The 18,106-nt window shown below is 45.9% G+C and carries 15 protein-coding genes, 2 tRNA genes, 1 other RNA gene and 1 other annotated feature; of the genes, 5 read left to right on the top strand and 13 right to left on the bottom strand.

Features of this window, described 5'->3' with window-relative positions; genetic code table 11:
- Window positions 1-384: 384 nt before the first annotated feature.
- The 6 genes from KNO86_RS14195 to tadA all read right to left on the bottom strand — a co-directional run bounded on the left by KNO86_RS14195 (window position 385) and on the right by tadA (window position 4,152).
- On the bottom strand, window positions 385-609 hold the full coding sequence (locus KNO86_RS14195) for a YaaL family protein (protein WP_214697288.1): 225 nt from the start codon (window positions 607-609) through the stop codon (window positions 385-387).
- Window positions 606-1,205, bottom strand: a complete 600-nt coding sequence (recR, locus tag KNO86_RS14200) for a recombination mediator RecR (RefSeq protein ID WP_012727753.1) — start codon at window positions 1,203-1,205, stop codon at window positions 606-608. The genes KNO86_RS14195 and recR overlap by 4 nt, the downstream gene beginning before the upstream one ends.
- Before the next feature lie 22 nt (window positions 1,206-1,227).
- Window positions 1,228-1,545: a YbaB/EbfC family nucleoid-associated protein gene (locus KNO86_RS14205; RefSeq protein ID WP_074034102.1), complete on the bottom strand. Its 318-nt coding sequence runs from the start codon at window positions 1,543-1,545 to the stop codon at window positions 1,228-1,230.
- Window positions 1,546-1,559: 14 nt separating this feature from the next.
- Window positions 1,560-3,236: a DNA polymerase III subunit gamma/tau gene (gene dnaX, locus KNO86_RS14210; RefSeq protein WP_214697290.1), complete on the bottom strand. Its 1,677-nt coding sequence runs from the start codon at window positions 3,234-3,236 to the stop codon at window positions 1,560-1,562.
- A 94-nt stretch (window positions 3,237-3,330) separates the two neighbouring features.
- An RNA gene (ffs, locus tag KNO86_RS14215) (signal recognition particle sRNA large type) lies at window positions 3,331-3,598 on the bottom strand.
- Between the two features lie 53 nt (window positions 3,599-3,651).
- A complete protein-coding gene (tadA, locus tag KNO86_RS14220; protein WP_214697292.1) occupies window positions 3,652-4,152 on the bottom strand; it encodes a tRNA adenosine(34) deaminase TadA in 501 nt (166 codons plus the stop codon).
- A 121-nt stretch (window positions 4,153-4,273) separates the two neighbouring features.
- Here tadA and KNO86_RS14225 point away from each other — a divergent pair, with 121 nt between their 5' ends.
- Complete coding sequence (locus tag KNO86_RS14225) at window positions 4,274-4,909, top strand: deoxynucleoside kinase (RefSeq protein WP_214697300.1); 636 nt, start codon at window positions 4,274-4,276, stop codon at window positions 4,907-4,909.
- Complete coding sequence (locus KNO86_RS14230) at window positions 4,906-5,577, top strand: deoxynucleoside kinase (protein ID WP_251125747.1); 672 nt, start codon at window positions 4,906-4,908, stop codon at window positions 5,575-5,577. Before KNO86_RS14225 ends, KNO86_RS14230 begins: the two co-directional genes overlap by 4 nt.
- Before the next feature lie 122 nt (window positions 5,578-5,699).
- Here the strand turns inward: KNO86_RS14230 and KNO86_RS14235 are convergent.
- The 6 genes from KNO86_RS14235 to pdxS form a co-directional block, all read right to left on the bottom strand.
- A tRNA-Ser gene (locus tag KNO86_RS14235) sits at window positions 5,700-5,789 on the bottom strand.
- A gap of 28 nt (window positions 5,790-5,817) precedes the next feature.
- Window positions 5,818-5,908 (bottom strand) — tRNA-Ser (locus KNO86_RS14240).
- Window positions 5,909-6,046: 138 nt separating this feature from the next.
- Window positions 6,047-7,330 (bottom strand): serine--tRNA ligase, encoded by a 1,284-nt coding sequence (gene serS / locus KNO86_RS14245; RefSeq protein WP_214697302.1) that lies wholly within the window; start codon window positions 7,328-7,330, stop codon window positions 6,047-6,049.
- 52 nt (window positions 7,331-7,382) lie between these two features.
- Window positions 7,383-7,592, bottom strand: a binding site (T-box leader).
- An 18-nt stretch (window positions 7,593-7,610) separates the two neighbouring features.
- A complete protein-coding gene (locus tag KNO86_RS14250) occupies window positions 7,611-8,858 on the bottom strand; it encodes a D-alanyl-D-alanine carboxypeptidase family protein (protein WP_214697304.1) in 1,248 nt (415 codons plus the stop codon).
- A gap of 85 nt (window positions 8,859-8,943) precedes the next feature.
- On the bottom strand, window positions 8,944-9,522 hold the full coding sequence (gene pdxT / locus KNO86_RS14255) for a pyridoxal 5'-phosphate synthase glutaminase subunit PdxT (RefSeq protein WP_214697306.1): 579 nt from the start codon (window positions 9,520-9,522) through the stop codon (window positions 8,944-8,946).
- 1 nt (window position 9,523) lies between these two features.
- On the bottom strand, window positions 9,524-10,414 hold the full coding sequence (gene pdxS / locus KNO86_RS14260; RefSeq protein ID WP_214697307.1) for a pyridoxal 5'-phosphate synthase lyase subunit PdxS: 891 nt from the start codon (window positions 10,412-10,414) through the stop codon (window positions 9,524-9,526).
- A gap of 287 nt (window positions 10,415-10,701) precedes the next feature.
- On the opposite strand from pdxS, the gene pdxR reads away from it, so the two are divergent.
- The 3 genes from pdxR to KNO86_RS14275 all read left to right on the top strand — a co-directional run bounded on the left by pdxR (window position 10,702) and on the right by KNO86_RS14275 (window position 16,288).
- Window positions 10,702-12,105, top strand: coding sequence for a MocR-like pyridoxine biosynthesis transcription factor PdxR (pdxR, locus tag KNO86_RS14265; RefSeq protein ID WP_214697309.1), 1,404 nt, complete (start codon window positions 10,702-10,704; stop codon window positions 12,103-12,105).
- Entirely contained in the window at window positions 12,102-12,722 is a 621-nt protein-coding gene (locus tag KNO86_RS14270) for a class A sortase (protein WP_214697311.1), read from the top strand. Before pdxR ends, KNO86_RS14270 begins: the two co-directional genes overlap by 4 nt.
- Window positions 12,723-12,865: 143 nt before the next feature.
- Complete coding sequence (locus KNO86_RS14275; protein WP_214697313.1) at window positions 12,866-16,288, top strand: alpha-amylase family glycosyl hydrolase; 3,423 nt, start codon at window positions 12,866-12,868, stop codon at window positions 16,286-16,288.
- Window positions 16,289-16,329: 41 nt separating this feature from the next.
- On the opposite strand, the gene guaB is transcribed toward KNO86_RS14275, so the two are convergent.
- Window positions 16,330-17,793, bottom strand: a complete 1,464-nt coding sequence (gene guaB / locus KNO86_RS14280) for an IMP dehydrogenase (RefSeq protein WP_214697315.1) — start codon at window positions 17,791-17,793, stop codon at window positions 16,330-16,332.
- Between the last annotated feature and the right edge of the window lie 313 nt (window positions 17,794-18,106).

The following is an 18,106-nucleotide window of genomic DNA, read 5'->3' on the forward strand; positions in this document are numbered from 1 at the left end:
GCCAGCGTTCGTCCTGAGCCAGGATCAAACTCTCCAAAGAATTTGATATAGCTCTTAAATTGACGAAGCTTGCGCTTCATTCAAAAAATGTAAAACTTATTTTTGCCTCATCGTTCAGTTTTCAAAGTTCGTCTGTCGCTCTTGGCGACTTTAATATCTTACCAAGTGAAGAACAAAAGGTCAATCACTTTTTAAAATATTTTTTTTTGTTTGCCGCTTATCTCGGCGACGTCTATTAATATATCAGTAAAGCTTTAATCACGCAACCCTTTTATTAAAATAGTTTTAAGAAATTTATTAAATTATGCTTTAATCACTCACACTATATTTTTTTCTTCATTATATAGGGTTAAAAATAAAATAAGGCGAGCCAACGGCTTCGCCTTATGAACGGAGAGACGATAAGGATACATTTCGTTTTTTCGCCTCTTTCAAATAGAAAAAGTAAAGAGCTTCTGCTTGCTTCACTTGAGCCGCTAATTCTCCTGTATCTTCGATGCTAACTTCAAGCATCCGACGTTTCGACTCAAACTTAGCTTTCGCTTCCATCAACTCAGTCAGTAGTCGTTGATCATAATCATCTTTTAACGACTTACGAAACCATTTCATAATTCTCTTCTACCTTCCATCGCTCGAGACAAGGTCACTTCGTCCGCATACTCTAAATCCCCACCGACGGGCAAACCATGCGCGAGACGAGTTACACGGATTCCTGTCGGCTTAAGTAAGCGTGATAAATACATCGAAGTCGCTTCTCCCTCAATGTTCGGGTTCGTCGCTAAAATCACTTCTTGGATTGACTCGTTCTCTTGTAACCGTGTCAGCAAGCTTGAAACGTTAATATCCTCTGGACCAATCCCTTCCATTGGACTTATGGCTCCATGAAGAACATGATATTTCCCTCTATACTCTCTCATTTTCTCCATGGCAATCACGTCTCTTGAATCTTGAACCACACAAACTACCGTTTCATCCCGATGTGAGTCTTTACAGATTGCACAAGGATCAATATCTGTAATGTGACCGCACACGGTACAATATTTGATGTCCCGTTTCGCACTGACGAGAGACTTCGCAAACGTTAATACATCGTCTTCTTCCATATCTAATACATGGAACGCCAAACGCACTGCAGTTTTAGGACCGATTCCAGGTAGTTTCGTAAAACTCTCAATCAATCGTCCAATGGCTTCAGGGTATTGCAACTCGCATCGATCCTTTCTTCACTTAAAAGCCTGGGAGATTCATACCTTGTGTGAAACGTCCCATCTTATCATTCACAAGCTGATCAGCTTGCTTCATCGCATCATTAATTGCTGCTAAGACGAGATCCTGCAACATATCTACATCTTCCGGGTCGACGACATCTTCTGCAATGATGACATCTAAAACCTCTTTATGACCGCTGACGACAACTTTTACCATGCCGCCTCCTGCAGTACCTTCTACTGATAACTCTTTTAGTTCTTCTTGAGCTTTCGCCATATCTTTTTGCATCTTTTGCATTTGTTTCATCATGTTATTCATATTTCCCATTCCACGCATTCAGAGCGCCTCCCTTATGTTTCTTCGATTTCAACGACATCGCCAAAACGTTCCATCGCCTGTGCAACCAACGGATCTTCAGTTTCTGGTTCTTCGACTCGTTCTGTCCGCTCTGCTTGTTTTTGAAGGATGAACTCATTCTTCAGTTCATTCCAATCCGTTTCAAGCACCGCCATAATTTCACGACGAATCCCCGTAACTTCAAATAACGCCTGCTCGATTACATCACGCGTACGACCATTCGAACTCACTTGTTCATAGTGCCATGTCATTCCATCTTTAAATTGTACCAGTAAGGTGTCACTTGCACAAAGGACAGCCTCACTTTCATAGAAGAGTGCGAAGATTGGACCATCCTGTATCCGAATATTCGTCATGATGTCGCCCCAACTATCGCGAATCGCATTCAAATGCTGCCGCTCAGCTCGCTGAAGTAATTGGCGAATCCGCTCTTTCGGCACTCGGATTTGTGTCCGTTTCGGAGCAGGCTTCGGTTTTTCCACCTCTATACCTGTCACAGTCACGCCATTCTTCTTCACTTCATTCAATTCGCGGCTCAACTCACGCACTTGGTCTTGAAGTTGTGTCATCTGCTCATTGATCGTGCGACCTTGTTCTGCAATTCGAATGAACGTTAACTCTACCAACACCTTCGGATGATTCGACAGCCTCATTTGCTGCTGGCACTCATTGAGCTCTTCAATCACTTGGAACAATTCGTCCGTCGAAGTCGCTTCGACAAACTGACGAAACTCATCAGTCGGACGAGCACGCTCTAATAAGTCGGCAGCTTGCGGAGATGCTTTCAACAGTAACGCATCCCGATGGACGAACACTAAGTCTTCGATGAAACGCTTTAAATCTTTCCCTTCACGTAACATCATTTCAAGCGTACTCAAAATCGCATTCAACTCTTTTTTCTGTAATCCGTATGCCATTTCGAGCAGTGTTTCATCCGTCACAGCACCCGTTACTTCTAACACCGCTTCTTCCGTCAGACGCCCATCGCTAAATGCCAAGGCCTGATCAAGCAAGCTAAGGGCATCCCTCATCCCGCCATCAGCAGCCCGTGCAATTAGTTTCAATGCTTCCGGATCATAATCATGGTCTTGATCATTCAAAATATAGGCCATCCGGGTTTGCAATTGACTCACTTCATGTCGTTTGACATCAAATCGCTGACAGCGCGAAATAATCGTTGCCGGAATTTTATGCGGTTCTGTCGTTGCCAAAATAAAAATCGCATGTGCTGGCGGTTCTTCAAGTGTTTTCAATAATGCATTGAATGCACCTGTCGACAACATATGCACTTCATCAATGATATATACTTTGTAACGCCCTTGAGACGGTGGATATTTGACTTTGTCTCGGATTTCTCGAATTTCGTCAACTCCATTATTTGATGCCGCATCGATTTCAAACACGTCCGGACTCGCACCTTCCGTGATAGCGATACACGTCGGACAGGTATTACACGGTTCACGTGTCGGTGCACTTTCACAGTTGATCGCCTTAGCAATGATTTTCGCTAAGCTCGTCTTCCCTGTCCCGCGTGGACCTGAAAATAAATATGCGTGTGACATCCGCTCCTCTAATAAAGCGTTTTGAATCGTACGTGTGATATGGACTTGACCGACGACCTCTTGAAATGACTGAGGTCTGTATACTCGATATAACGCTTGATACGCCATGAGTTCGCCTCCTTCCCCACTTTTCTTCTCTATCTCATCATACAAAAAAATCTACAGCCCTGGGGCCATAGATTGAAGTTATAAAATAAATCTGCCGCGCACCGATTTCTGAAAGCACGTCAACATGCGTTACTCATGCAGTTTGCTCAGCCCAAGCACCCCTGCGGCACACGGTACGTCACCACTTAAGGCTGCTTCCTTCCGGACCTGACCTGGTTCATGGGTGACCGTTGCGCAGGACTCAGACGTCAACGCCACTTACATAAGGCAGACCACACCAGCGCACTCCCTCGAATCGGGATTCAGTCTCGCTACAGCGGATTGCGAGTGACAGGGCACCGCTACCTCCCCACCTAGCACGGCAAATGGGTAAATGAAATTATGCACTATCTCGAGTGCTATTACATTATACTGTTTAATCGATTGGGTTGCAACCTCTCTGATGAAGTCTCTCTTGTTTCTTCCTTTCTCTAAGCGCCCGGAAGAAATCAGTTAGAAGTCGTCCACATTCTTCTGCTAAAACATTTTTGGTTACGTCAGCCTGATGATTGAATCGTTCATCTTGTACCAAATTCATCAACGTACCGCAACAACCCCCTTTCGGATCATGTGCACCGAAGATGACCCGCTTCACTCGGGATAGCACAATGGCACCCGCACACATTGGACACGGTTCGAGTGTGACGTATAACTCACAATCTTCCAATCGCCAATTTCCTAATGCTTCATTCGCCGCTTCAATCGCAATCATCTCAGCGTGAGCAGCAGCTAAAAGATCGGTTTCACGACGATTATGACCAGTCGCAATCACTTCATCACCTTTCACAATCACACAACCAATTGGTACTTCACCAATGGCTTCTGCTTTCTTCGCCTCTTCGATGGCCAACTGCATAAATCGTTCATCACGTTCCATCGATTCACCTCATTTCTTATTTAACACTATGAAAAAAAATGAAAATCAAATCCCTCGCCATATCATTCGCATTCTATGCTAGAATGGAACTTGCACTTTGGATAATGGAGGATGACATCATATGTTTATAACGGTAGAAGGACCGATTGGTGTCGGGAAAACATCACTGGCCCATATCATCAGTCAGCATTTCTCGATGCAGATGCTGAATGAAATTGTAGAAGAGAACCCATTTCTCGGCAAGTTTTATGAAGATATCGAAGAATGGAGTTTCCAAACGGAAATGTTCTTCTTATGCAATCGATTCAAGCAGTTGGATGATATTCATAAACACCACTTGAGTCAACAGCAATCCGTCGTTTCGGACTATCATATTTTCAAAAACTTGATTTTTGCTCACCGTTCGCTGAAACCTGCGCATTTAAACAAGTACGAGCAGATTTATAAGATTTTGACACATGATATGCCGAAACCTGATGTCGTCATTTACTTACACGCGAGCATTGAGACACTGATGAAACGCGTTGCTTTGCGTGGACGTGAAGTGGAAGAAAATATGTCTCGCGATTATCTCGAACAACTTGCTCACGATTATGAGACGTTCGTCGAATCCTATCGCGCGGCCCATCCAGAAGTGAAAATCCTCTCGTTTAGTGGGGATGAACTCGACTTTGTACACAATCCGGACGATTTGACACATGTCCTCAAGACGATTGAACGCGAATTAGAATTAACTAAAGGAGCACAATTAAAATGAAGCTGATTGATAAATATAACATTCCGAACGATACGATCATTACAATCGGTGGAATGGTTGGAATCGGGAAATCGACGATTACCAATTCGTTAGCCGATGCTTTAAACTTCCGAACGTCGCTAGAGAAAGTAGATACGAACCCTTACCTCGATAAATTCTATCATGATTTTGAACGTTGGAGTTTCCATCTTCAAATTTACTTCTTAGCAGAACGCTTTAAAGAACAGAAGAAAATCTTCCAATACGGTGGCGGCTTCATTCAAGACCGTTCCATCTATGAAGACACAGGCATCTTCGCAAAAATGCATTATGAAAAAGGGACGATGTCACCAACAGACTACGAAACGTATTCAAGTTTGTTCGAGGCTATGGTGTTAACACCCTTCTTCCCACACCCAGACCTATTGATTTATCTTGAAGGTTCGTTCGAACAAGTCCTTGAACGTATCCAGATGCGCGGTCGCGAGATGGAGCAACAAACACCAATCGCTTATTGGGAAGAGATGTACGAACGCTACACAGAGTGGATCAACAACTTCAACCTGTGCCCAGTACTACGTCTCTCGATTGAAGAGTACGATCTCATCAAAGACCCAGATTCAGTCGAACTCATCCTTGAAAAAATTGAAAAGCAGTTAACGATTGCTCGCGAAGCAAAAGTTAGATAATCATACAGAGGGATTACGCCATCAAAAGCGTGATCTCTCTTTTTTGTGCATAAAAAAATCCACAGCGCATATGTCTGTGGATACAAAAAATGCATCTGCCTCTGCAGATGCCCGATTGAAAGCGGAGTTGGTGGGATTCGAACCCACGCGAGCCTTGCGACTCCTAACGGATTTCGAGTCCGTCCCCTTCAGCCGGACTTGGGTACAACTCCAGGCCTAAAAAGTGTAAAAAAAAGAAAGTGGAGGAGGTGGTGGGATTCGAACCCACGCAGGCTGTTACACCCCTGACGGTTTTCAAGACCGTTCCCTTAAACCACTTGGGTACACCTCCAAAGCTCATATGCAATTCGTGAGCAACAGTGTCGCTCGACATGATTTATAGTACCAACTGAAGAGACAGATGTCAAACCCTTTTGTGAAAAAACATTAAAAAAAATTGAGCGCCTCAAAATCGAGGCGGCTCAAGTGTTTAGTTCGGCATTTCAATCTTTTCTTTCCCACCCATGTAAGGACGAAGCACTTCCGGAATGACGACTGATCCATCTGCCTGTTGATAGTTTTCCAAAATCGCTGCCACCGTTCGACCGACTGCCAATCCTGAGCCGTTCAATGTATGAACGAATTCTGGTTTCGCGTTGGCATCACGACGGAAGCGAATTCCCGCACGACGCGCTTGGAAATCTTCGAAGTTAGAGCAAGAAGAAATCTCACGATACATCCCTTGTGCTGGCATCCATACTTCGATGTCATATTTTTTCGCAGCTGTGAAGCCGAGGTCTGCCGTGCACATGCTGAGTACTTGATACGGAAGTCCAAGGCGCTTCAATACCTCTTCAGCATGACCTGTCAATAATTCTAGTTGTTCATATGACTCTTCTGGTTTCACGAAGCGGACGAGCTCGACTTTGTTGAACTGGTGCTGACGAATCAAGCCACGTGTATCACGACCAGCTGAACCGGCTTCAGAACGGAAGTTAGCGCTATATGCTGTATACGTAATCGGAAGCTGTGTTTCCGGGATGATTTCTTCACGGTGCATGTTTGTAACTGGCACTTCAGCTGTTGGAACGAGGAAGTAGTTCGTGTCCTCTACTTTGAACGCATCTTCTTCAAATTTAGGAAGTTGACCTGTTCCAATCATCGAATCACGATTGACCATGTACGGCGGCAATACTTCTGAGTATCCATGCTCGTCTGAATGAAGGTCCATCATAAAGTTGATCAGAGCACGTTCTAAGCGAGCACCTAATCCTTTATAGAAGACAAAACGGCTACCCGTTACTTTTCCAGCGCGCTCGACATCGACGATTTTTAGGTCTTCCATCACGTCCCAATGTTGCTTCGGCTCGAAATCAAAATCAGGCTTCGTTCCGATTTCACGAATCGTCACGTTATCGTCTTCTGTCTCACCGATTGGAGTTGACTCATGTGGGATGTTTGGAATGCTGAGCAAGATCAAGTTGAGCTCTGCCTCTACTTCTCGTAACTCCTCATCCAACAATTTGATTTCATCCCCAAGACGACGTGTTTCCAAGATTGGACCTTCTGCATCTTGTTTGTTGCGTTTTAATTCAGCGATTTGTTTTGTCGCTTCATTGCGCTTCGCTTTCTTTACTTCCACTTCGTTAATCAAGTCACGGCGCTTTTCTTCTAACTGCGGGAAGCGGTCAAGTGCACTCAAATCTTCTCCACGGTAAGCTAACTTTTCTTTAATCCCTTCAAAATCTTGTCGTAAACGTTTAATGTCTAACATTGCTGTTCCTCCTTTTTTCATATAAAAAAGGCGGCACGTCCCTTTCCCGTAGGAAAGGGACGAACCACCTTGGATCCGCGTTGCCACCCTCGTTGCCCAAATGCATGAGCCACTCGATGCACGTAACGTGTGCCAAACGTGACTTGTTTCCAAGCCAATGCTCCGAGGCCGATTCGGTTACGCCATCTCACTAGTTTGCACCAACCACTAGCTCTCTGTCAGTAGACGTACGTAACGTACTTATTCTCATCATCGCATCTGTCATTGAATTAATCTTACTTTACAACATCTGAACTTGTTCGACAAGACTGATTTTTCCAAGTGCCAATCTGATTTGATCGAGGAAATCAACAAACGCTCGCGTCATTCTCGTCAAAAACGAAGCCGTATCAACCGCCTCTGCCGTGACAAGCGTCATCTTCGGAGGTGTCTCTCCTTCTAAATAGCGAACTTGATCCGAGGAGTCAATGGTAACCGTGCCTGCCTGTGTATCGACCTTGACCGGAGCGTCTAGTTCGAGCAGTTCAACTTTCGGTTCCGGGACAGGTTTCCCTTTTTCGACTAACACTTCAAAGTCATTCGTCGTACGAACAGTGACCTGTTCCGTTTCACCTTGAGAGACCGTTGCCGTTTCCGAAATGGTTTCCCCTGTCCGTAAAATCGGTGTCATGACGAAATCTGAGTACGCATAGTCGTGTAACGCTTTCGTCGCTACATAGCGCCCCTCATCAGATGGTGCGCCAAGAACGACGGATAACACAGTGCGACCATCCCGTGTCGACACACCGATAAAGCAATAGCCTGCCTCATTCGTTGTTCCCGTTTTAAAGCCGAGCATCCCCGGATAGGCGAGATCTCGGTCGGCGAGCATTCGGTTCGTCGCGTCAAAGCGGACACCGTCGACATCCACGTATGCCCGTTTCGTCACGTCGAGCACTTCCGGAAAAGTCGTCAAATATGCAATCGCCAACTTCATTAAATCGTTGGCAGATGTCAAATTATCTCCTGGTAGACCGGCTGATACAGAATCGAGTCCCGATGCATTCGCGAACGTCGTTTGTGTCATCCCTAATTCATCCGCTCGACGATTCATTTCTTTGACGAACGCCTCTTCTGAACCAGACACCGCTTCCCCGAGCGTCACAGCCGCTTCGTTCGCCGAACGAATTAATGCTGCATCGTATAACTCTTTGACGGTATACGGTTTATTCAGTAGCGGGATTCTTGCTAGTCCCGGTTTTCTCGTCAGCGCCAAGGCAGCGTCGCTCGGTGTAACCTCCTGATTCCAACTGAGCTTTCCTTCTTCGATTGCTTCACGCGTCAAAAATGCTGTCATCAACTTTGTGATCGAAGCCGGTTGAAGCATGGCATCTTCCTGTTTTGTAAATAAGACCTGACCTGTCGTCACGTCTACGAGCATCGCACTCGCCGCGTCGACTTTTGGCGCGGCCGCAGAGGCGACTGAGGGTACGATTACTTGTACAAGCAACATGGCAACAAACATCATGATTAAATAGCGAGCCTTCACATAGTTTCCCCTTTCTATACGCTTCTTTGTTCAGTGTAACAAAAAATAAGTTTGAAGGACCCCCTTTTCATGAGGTCCCTCAAACTTATGCATATTGCTTCTGATTTTCTTTAACCATCTCGATAAAATAGCGGTGCAATGATAAATCTTCCGTCAATTCCGGATGGAACGAACAAGCAAGGTACTGGTTATAACGAACTGCTACAATCGCTTCCTCAACTTCGGCGAGCACGTCTACTTCCGGTTCAACTCGCGCTACTTGTGGGGCACGAATAAAGACCGCTTCGACCGGCTCATCGATTCCTTTTACCGGAAGATCGACTTCAAAACTGTCGACCTGACGTCCGAATGCATTACGTTTTACTGTCATCGGGATTTTCTTTAAGTGGGCGTCATACCCTTCGACTTCATTCGCAAGAAGAATCATGCCGGCACATGTGCCAAACATCGGTAACGTCTCCATGTCGCGAAGTGGCTCAAGTAACTCATAACGATCGAGTAAACGTCGCATCGCGGTACTTTCTCCACCTGGTAAGACTAATCCATCGATTGCTTTCAAGTCTTTCAATGAGCGGACTACAACGGTTTGAGCACCGAGCGCTTCAAGCATGCGAACATGCTCACGAATTGCACCCTGCATCCCTAATACGCCAATCGTTACCATCTTACCAGCCTCGTGGTGCCATGAGTTCTTCATCTTTGAGCGTACGGACGTCGAGTCCTTTCATCGCCTCACCTAATCCTTTTGAAAGGTGCGCGATTCGCTCATAGTCATCGTGGTACGTTGTCGCTTCTACGATGGCACGTGCGAATTTCTCTGGGTTCTCCGCTTTGAAGATACCAGATCCGACGAAGACACCATCTGCTCCGAGGTGCATCATCAAGGCAGCATCCGCTGGTGTCGCGATTCCACCCGCCGCAAAGTTAACGACAGGGAGACGACCCGCTTCACGAATTTGCATAAGCACTTCAAATGGAGCTCCGAGATCACGAGCTTCTGTCATGACTTCATCCACGCTCATCGACAAGAGACGTTTCACTTGTGCTTGTACGGTGCGCATGTGACGAACCGCTTCCACGATATTCCCTGTTCCTGGCTCACCTTTTGTACGAATCATTGCCGCGCCTTCGCCGATACGACGAGCCGCTTCGCCAAGGTCACGTGCTCCACATACGAACGGTGCTGTATAGTCGCGTTTGTACAAATGGAACTCTTCATCTGCTGGCGTCAATACTTCACTCTCATCGATAAAGTCGACCCCCATCGACTCGAGGACACGCGCTTCAGCGATATGTCCGATACGGCATTTCGCCATAACTGGAACAGATACTGCTCCCATGACATCTTCAATGATTGTTGGGTCGGCCATACGGGCAACCCCACCCATTTTACGGATATCCGAAGGTACGCGTTCAAGTGCCATGACAGCAACCGCACCTGCAGCTTCAGCAATTTTTGCCTGCTCTGCGTTGATGACGTCCATGATGACGCCACCTTTTTGCATTTCAGCCATCCCACGTTTTACTTTATCTGTTCCCACTTGTCTCTTTTCCATTAAAATCCCTCCATGAGTTCATGTTCTACTTGCTAGTATAAGCTGGATTGACTATATTAAAAGTGCCAGATTCTTATTTTTTAAAGTGGTCAGTTTGGAAAAAGGACTCTATGGCTACTATCTCGAACGTGTTGAAGTATAAAGGAGGAATCAATATGTTCGACCGTGATCCGTTTGAAGGAGGTCATCGCGCCTCATTTGGTACACCTGGAATTGTCTCAACCTTGGTTATCCTCGGTTTTCTCTTATACTTCTTTTTCGGTTTGTAAAGAAAGGAACGTCGTTTTATGGATATGCTTACCTTTTCACTTGAACAAGACTCATCCATCCCGCTATATGAGCAGTTATATAAACACATTCGGGATGCTATCGTCGACGATACATTAAAGACGGGTACTAAGTTACCTTCGAAACGTAAACTGACTCAATTTTTGGATGTGTCTCAGACGACAGTCGAGTTCGCTTACGCCCAGTTACTCGCCGAAGGGTACATTGAATCCGTTCCCCGGAAAGGATTTTATGTGTTGCCGCAAGAGGAACTGTACGTCCGGCGATCGAGCAGCACCATCACGCCGTCTCCACTTAAAAAGACATATACGTACGATGTATCGCCAAGTCAAATCGATACGACTGCTTTTCCGTTTGAACGTTGGAAACGACACGTCAAGAACGTTGTCGATGAAGTTCATCATGAACTACTCGCGCTAGGTTCCGTCCAAGGGGATCTCGAACTACGACAGGAAATTGCGACCTATCTCTATCATTCACGAGGCGTCCAATGCTCACCCGAACAAATCATCGTCGGATCAGGGACGGAACAACTCCTTCCACAGCTTTTGGATTTGTTACCTGACGCATCGGTCTTTGGCATTGAAGATCCCGGCTATCCGCTCACTCGTCTTTTATTCGAGCAACAGGGGCGCACTTCTATCCCAATCCCCGTAGATGAAAGTGGCGTTTGTGTCAGTGAGCTCGAACGTCATGCAATCGATGCGCTATACGTAACGCCTGCCCATCAATTTCCGACAGGTACTGTCCTATCCGTCAGTCGACGCCAACGTTTATTGAATTGGGCGCTCGTTCACCAGACGTATATCATTGAGGACGATTACGATAGTGAGTTCCGTTATAGTGGTAAACCCATCCCCTCTCTTCAAAGTATGGACCCGAACGAACGTGTCATCTATATCAGTACTTTCTCGAAATCACTCATGCCATCCCTTCGTATTGGATATATGGTGTTACCAACACCTCTATTGAATCGTTACCGAGAGCGACATCATTACTTCACGTGTAGCGTCCCACGATTCGAACAGCATACGTTGGCTCTATTTATGTCGAGTGGTGACTTCGAGAAGCATTTGAATCGGATGCGAAAAATATACCGCCGCAAGTTAGAGATCGTGCTCGCCGCCTTCCGCCCATTCGAACCAATTGTCACAGTGACAGGTGCGAGCGCTGGATTGCACGTTGTCTTGACCGTCATCAGCAATCGGACAGAGCAAGAATTGAAACAATCCGCTGAATCGTCTGAAATCGCCATCAAATCGATGAACGACTATCGCATCGTACACCCAGATTCGCACATACAATTTTTGTTTGGCTTTGCACACTTGCCTGAATCATCGTTACCGAATGTGATCGATCAGTTGATGGATGCCTGGGAAATCCCGAAAGGAGTGACTCCATGAAGCGACACGTCCGATGGATCATCGGAATCTGTTTACTCGGCAGCGGTCTCTTCTTTTTAACGAGCTCGATTTGGAAAGAGAATATCGCCAGTTCAACGAGTGAATATGTCGTTGAACATATGGAATTACAAGACGAGAGTGAAATTGAGTCGAGTTATGATTTTGCGGCAGTCACACCACTCTCTTTAACGGACGTCTTACAAGCGCGCAATCGGTTTCATCAGTTGCCGACAATCGGTGTCATTTCGATTCCAGATGTTTCACTAGAGCTCCCGATCATAAAAGGGTTAGATGATGAGAGTCTCGCCGTCGGAGCGGGAACCATGCATCCTGATCAAGAAATGGGAAAAGGCAATTACGCACTGGCCGGTCATTATTTACAACATGCGACCGCTCTATTCGGTCCACTCCATGAAGTCCATGTTGGTATGAAAATCTATCTTCGAGATGATACGCACACTTACGAATACGTCGTGATATCGCTTGAGACCGTCTCTCCTGAACGAGTTGATGTATTAGATGAAACAGCTATTCCTACCCTTACATTGATCACTTGTACGTTCGATACGACGGAACGACTCATCGTCAAAGGTTCACTCGTCACTACTGAATCATGACCGCATCTCCTCAACCAACAGGAGACGCGGTTATTTATTGTTTTTTCAAAAACATATTGTTAGCGCTTACAACTTCCGCTAAACTACTTTTGAAAACGTTTGCATAAAATTGTGCAACTTAACTCAAACAAAAGAGGTGTCTCATGAAGAAAAAAACTGCTCATCAGGCTTCGACTTTATTCCTGTCCGGTGTATTGCTCATTCAAGCCGGGGTTCCGATGAACGCATTGGCTGAACCGACTGCAATCACGATTGATGGGGCAAAAACAGATTGGGCTAATATTCCCGCCCTCGCAAGTTCGCCCACTGCTGGATGGCAAGGATTTGATGTCGGTGATTTATACATAAACAATGATGCCCAACACCTTTATTTTTACGTAGACGCGAATAATGTCCCGAACTGGGGAGACAACGGGCAATACATCAACATCGCCCTTCAAATCAACGATGAAGATTCAGGTGTATCGACGAATCCCCTCGGCTATCCATTCGATTTTAAAGGTGTCGACAAGGCACCTCAGTATCATATTCTCGTCCGAGTCGATGGCGATCAGAATGTAAAAGAGGCTGCTCTTTATCAGGCGGGTCAAGAGAAACCACTTTTACAATTGAATCAGTTGAACGGTGCGGCTTTTGCCTTAGACCGAACGAAAGGATTTGAAGGAAAAGTTCCTCTGTCATTGCTCGGCTTAAACAATGGAGATCAAGTACGCGCCTTAACTGTATTAAGCGGAAATAACGCCGGAGAACATGGGGCGTTCGATACGATTCCGAGCAACGCTGCCAATCAATTGGCCAATAGTTGGAACGTGTCTGCCACGCCATCCACACAATCTGTTTATAGTGCCCCGTTCACCTTAAATGGGGTAGAGACGATTGACCAACTTGAAGTTGCGTCTGTGACCCCGGCCTCATCATCCATTGATGTGGATGTGTCTGCTCCAATCACGTGGACATTTAATGAACCCGTCCGTTTGGATTCCACATCGGTTACCTTACAACAAGGGGAGACGCGTGTCCCGGTTGATGTGACGACGAACGGTACGAGCGTGACACTTCAACCGAAAGAGGCTCTCGCTCTCAATACGTCATATACGGCCACTATTCCAGAAGGTGCAGTGACTGGAACGATTTCGAATACAACACTCCCGGCATTGACGACTACTTTCAAAACAGCAACAAAGCTCGCTGATCCTTGGGAAACGACACGCTATATCGAAATGAAGTATGTCCGTGCCGATCATGACTATACGGATTGGAACTTATGGACATGGAGCACAGGGAAAAAAGACGGACAAGTCGATCCATACCGGATAACTGACGATGGGGCCATCTTCCGTATCCCGGTTGGTCAAGACGCCACGAAAGTTGGGTTTGTCATTCGAAAAGGCACGGACTGGGCCGTTAAGGATGCTTATGGAGAAGACAGATACGTCACGCTCGGAGAAGATCGCGTCACGAAGGTCGTCGTCGAAAGCGGAAAAGGTACCTTCCATCAAGTTCCGACAATCAGTGGTCCCGAATACGGTACAGATGGGGTTCAATTCTTCTATCGTGATGTAGCACTCTATGAAGCAGGAGAAATGGATGAAATCGATCAGGTCGCACTCAAAATCAATGGCGAGACGTACCCGATGACTTATGAGCCAGAAAACGAGTGGTTCCGCCACACGGTACGTTTACCTGAAGGAATCCATGACTACACGTATCTCGTCACGAAGGACGGCGTCACGACTGAAGTGAAAGATCCTTATTTCGAGGCTTCTCAAATCGAATATCGTCAACCAACAGTCAAACTCACTTCTTCTGTCAGTCCGAAAGCCATCAGCTCTCGTGAAAATGCGGTTGTTCGAGTAAACCCGACCTTGCCAAAAGGTGTGACACTCCGAGAACTCTATATCGATGCACGCCCACTCGGCGGTCCTGAAAAGTTACACATTGATCGTGCGTTAAACGCCCAAACAATCGCGGTGAAAGACACAGTCAAACCTGGAAATAAGACGCTTGCCGTCACTGCAATCGACCAATATGGAAACGTTCATCGCTCGAAAACAACGATTCGTGTCGTCCCTAAAACGATGAAGGAAAAACAAGCGTTTGACTGGGATGAGGCGCGCATCTATTTCATGCTCACCGATCGCTTCTACAACGGAGATTTATCCAATGACAACCCGAATCGTGAATACTATGACAAAGATCATCCTGAGTCTTACCATGGTGGCGATTTTGCAGGTGTCACGAAAAAACTCGATTATTTAGACGACCTTGGGATCAATACGATTTGGATTACTCCAATTGTGGATAACATCGATTGGGATTTACGATATGGAAAAGACGGTTCTCAATATGGATATCATGGGTATTGGGCCAAAAACTTTGAAAAACTTGATGAACATCTCGGGGATATGGCTGCCTTCCATAAACTGATTGATGAAGCGCATAAACGTGGAATGAAGATTATGGTCGACGTCGTCTTGAACCATCCCGGCTACGGCATGGAGCCTGGAGCAAGCTCATCTGTCACAAACTTCCCAACGGATGCAGAACGACAAGTATTCGATGGGATGATTCGTGAAAATCCGGTCAACGGAGACGATCTCAAAATGTCGCTATCCGGTCTTCCCGACTTCAAGACGGAAGAAGCTGCCGTTCGAGAACAGTTGGTGAAATGGCAGACAGATTGGATCAAACGGTCGAAAACGAAAAAAGGTAACACGATTGATTACTTCCGTGTCGATACGGTCAAACACGTGGACTCCACAACGTGGAAATCATTTAAAAATGAATTAACGGCAATCAAACCGAATTTCAAATTGATTGGGGAGCACTACGGGGCGAGTATCAACAACACAGGCGGATACTTAAGAAGTGGTCAAATGGATTCCTTGCTCGACTTTGATTTTAAATATCAGGCTGAACGATTCGTAAATGGCAATATCGAAGACGTTGAAAAGGCGCTTCAATATCGTAATACGCAATTATCGAACGAAGCGACGCTCGGACAATTCTTGAGTAGTCATGATGAAGACGGCTTCCTCGTCTCGCGGGCAGGCGGGGACACTGGTAAGCAAATGGTCGCAGCCTCTCTTCAAATCACGGCGAAAGGTCAGCCTGTAATCTATTACGGAGAAGAAGTCGGTCAATCTGGGAAGCATGCGGGCGATATGGATAAAGGCGAGTTCAATGAAAATCGCTATGACTTCGACTGGTCTCGCGTCAAAGGTGAAGGAAAAGCGATGCATACGCACTATCAAAAACTTTTGAATATCCGTGCAGACTATTCGCACGTATTCAGTAAAGGGACACGTTCGTCCATCGTTTCGAATTCTGAGGCTGGCTATTCAATCTTCAAACGAAGTTATGGAAAACAATCGGTTCTCGTCGGATTAAATACGAAAGAGAAAGCGCAAACCGTTTCCTTCAATACATCGTATAAAGCGAAAACCATTTTGATTGACCGATATAGTGGTAAACAATACATCGTTCAAAAGAATGGTAAAGTCACCGTCTCACTTCCTGCTCAAGATCAAGGTGGTACCGTGATTTTAGTAGAGAAGCGCAAATAAATAACCGCCATCCTGAGTGTACAGGATGGCGGCTTTTTACATTAGCGTGAGTAGTTCGGTGCTTCTTTTGTGATATTGACATCGTGTGGGTGACTTTCTTGAAGACCCGCACCCGTCATACGAATGAATTGTGTGTCTTCACGAAGGGCACGGATGTCGGCAGCGCCACAGTATCCCATACCTGAGCGAAGACCACCAATCAATTGATATACCGTGTCAGCGAGTTCGCCACGATAGGCGACACGTCCTTCGATTCCTTCTGGAACGAACTTTTTGTCTGCTTCTTGGAAGTAACGGTCTTGGCTACCGCGCTTCATCGATGCTTCAGATCCCATACCACGGTATGTCTTAAACTGACGACCTTGGTAAATTTCCATTTCGCCTGGGCTCTCTTTCACACCAGCAAGCAAGCTACCAAGCATGACAGCGTTTGCTCCAGCAGCGATGGCTTTGACGATATCGCCTGAGTACTTGATTCCACCATCAGCGATGACTGATACACCATGCTCTTTTGCTTCTGTGACACAATCATATACAGCTGTGATTTGTGGAACACCAACGCCTGCAACGACGCGTGTCGTACAGATTGATCCTGGTCCAATTCCGACTTTGATGACCGATGCTCCAGCTTCAATCAAAGCACGTGTCGCTTCAGCAGTAGCCACGTTTCCTGCAATGATTGGGAGCGATGGGAACGTATCGCGCAACTCACGAACTTTTTCAAGCACACCAGCCGAATGTCCATGTGCTGTATCGATAACCAATGCATCTACGCCTGCTTCTACAAGTACTTGAGCACGTGATGCTGCATCTTTTGTTACTCCGACTGCAGCTGCTACAAGAAGACGACCTTGCTTGTCTTTTGCCGCGTTTGGGAATTGCTCGACCTTCTCGATATCTTTTGTCGTGATGAGACCTTTCAATACGCCAGCTTCATCGACGAGTGGAAGTTTCTCAATGCGGTGTTGATGAAGAATACGTTCTGCTTCCTCAAGCGATGTACCTACTTTTGCAGTGATGAGGTTTTCCGTTGTCATCACATCCTTGATGACGGTTGAATAATCTTTGATGAAACGAAGATCACGATTCGTCAAAATACCAATCAACTTACGTTCTTCTTCTGAGTTGACGATTGGTACGCCAGAAATGCGATATTTACTCATCAAATACTCAGCATCATACACTTGACGATCTGGAGTTAAATAGAAAGGATTTGTGATGACACCATTCTCTGAGCGCTTAACGCGATCGACATGCTCAGCCTGCATTTCCATTGACATGTTCTTGTGAATGACACCTAAGCCGCCTTGACGGGCCATAGCAATTGCCATCGGAGCTTCCGTGACGGTATCCATACCCGCACTGATGATTGGGATATTCAATTCTAATCCTTCACAGAGCTTTGTGCTTAAATCAACGTCACGCGGTAAAACATTTGAGAACCTCGGTACGAGTAATACATCATCAAACGTTAAACCTTCTTTTGCAAACTTGTTTTCCCACATAAAAATTGATGGCCCCTTTCTCGTTCTACCTACATCTTTGTTTCGAAATATTTCTGTAATGGTAACAGGTATAACGCAAAAGTGCAATTCAATTCCCGATGTTCAGAAAAGTCAGAATTGTGTTCATTCCCCTATAGATGATGAGAATTGTTCGGAGTTTCATAATAAAAGCGATATAAATACGGAGTTCGATTTCATCGTACATACAAAAAAACGACCGAGCGTATGCTCGGTCGTCCTCTCTGTTGTTGCCTGGCAACGTCCTATCCTCACAGGGGGAGATCCCCCAACTACTTTCGGCGCTGAGACGCTT

Origin of the sequence: Exiguobacterium sp. s160 (assembly GCF_018617575.1) — a bacterium.
In the GTDB taxonomy this organism is placed as follows: Bacteria; Bacillota; Bacilli; order Exiguobacteriales; family Exiguobacteriaceae; genus Exiguobacterium; species Exiguobacterium aestuarii_A.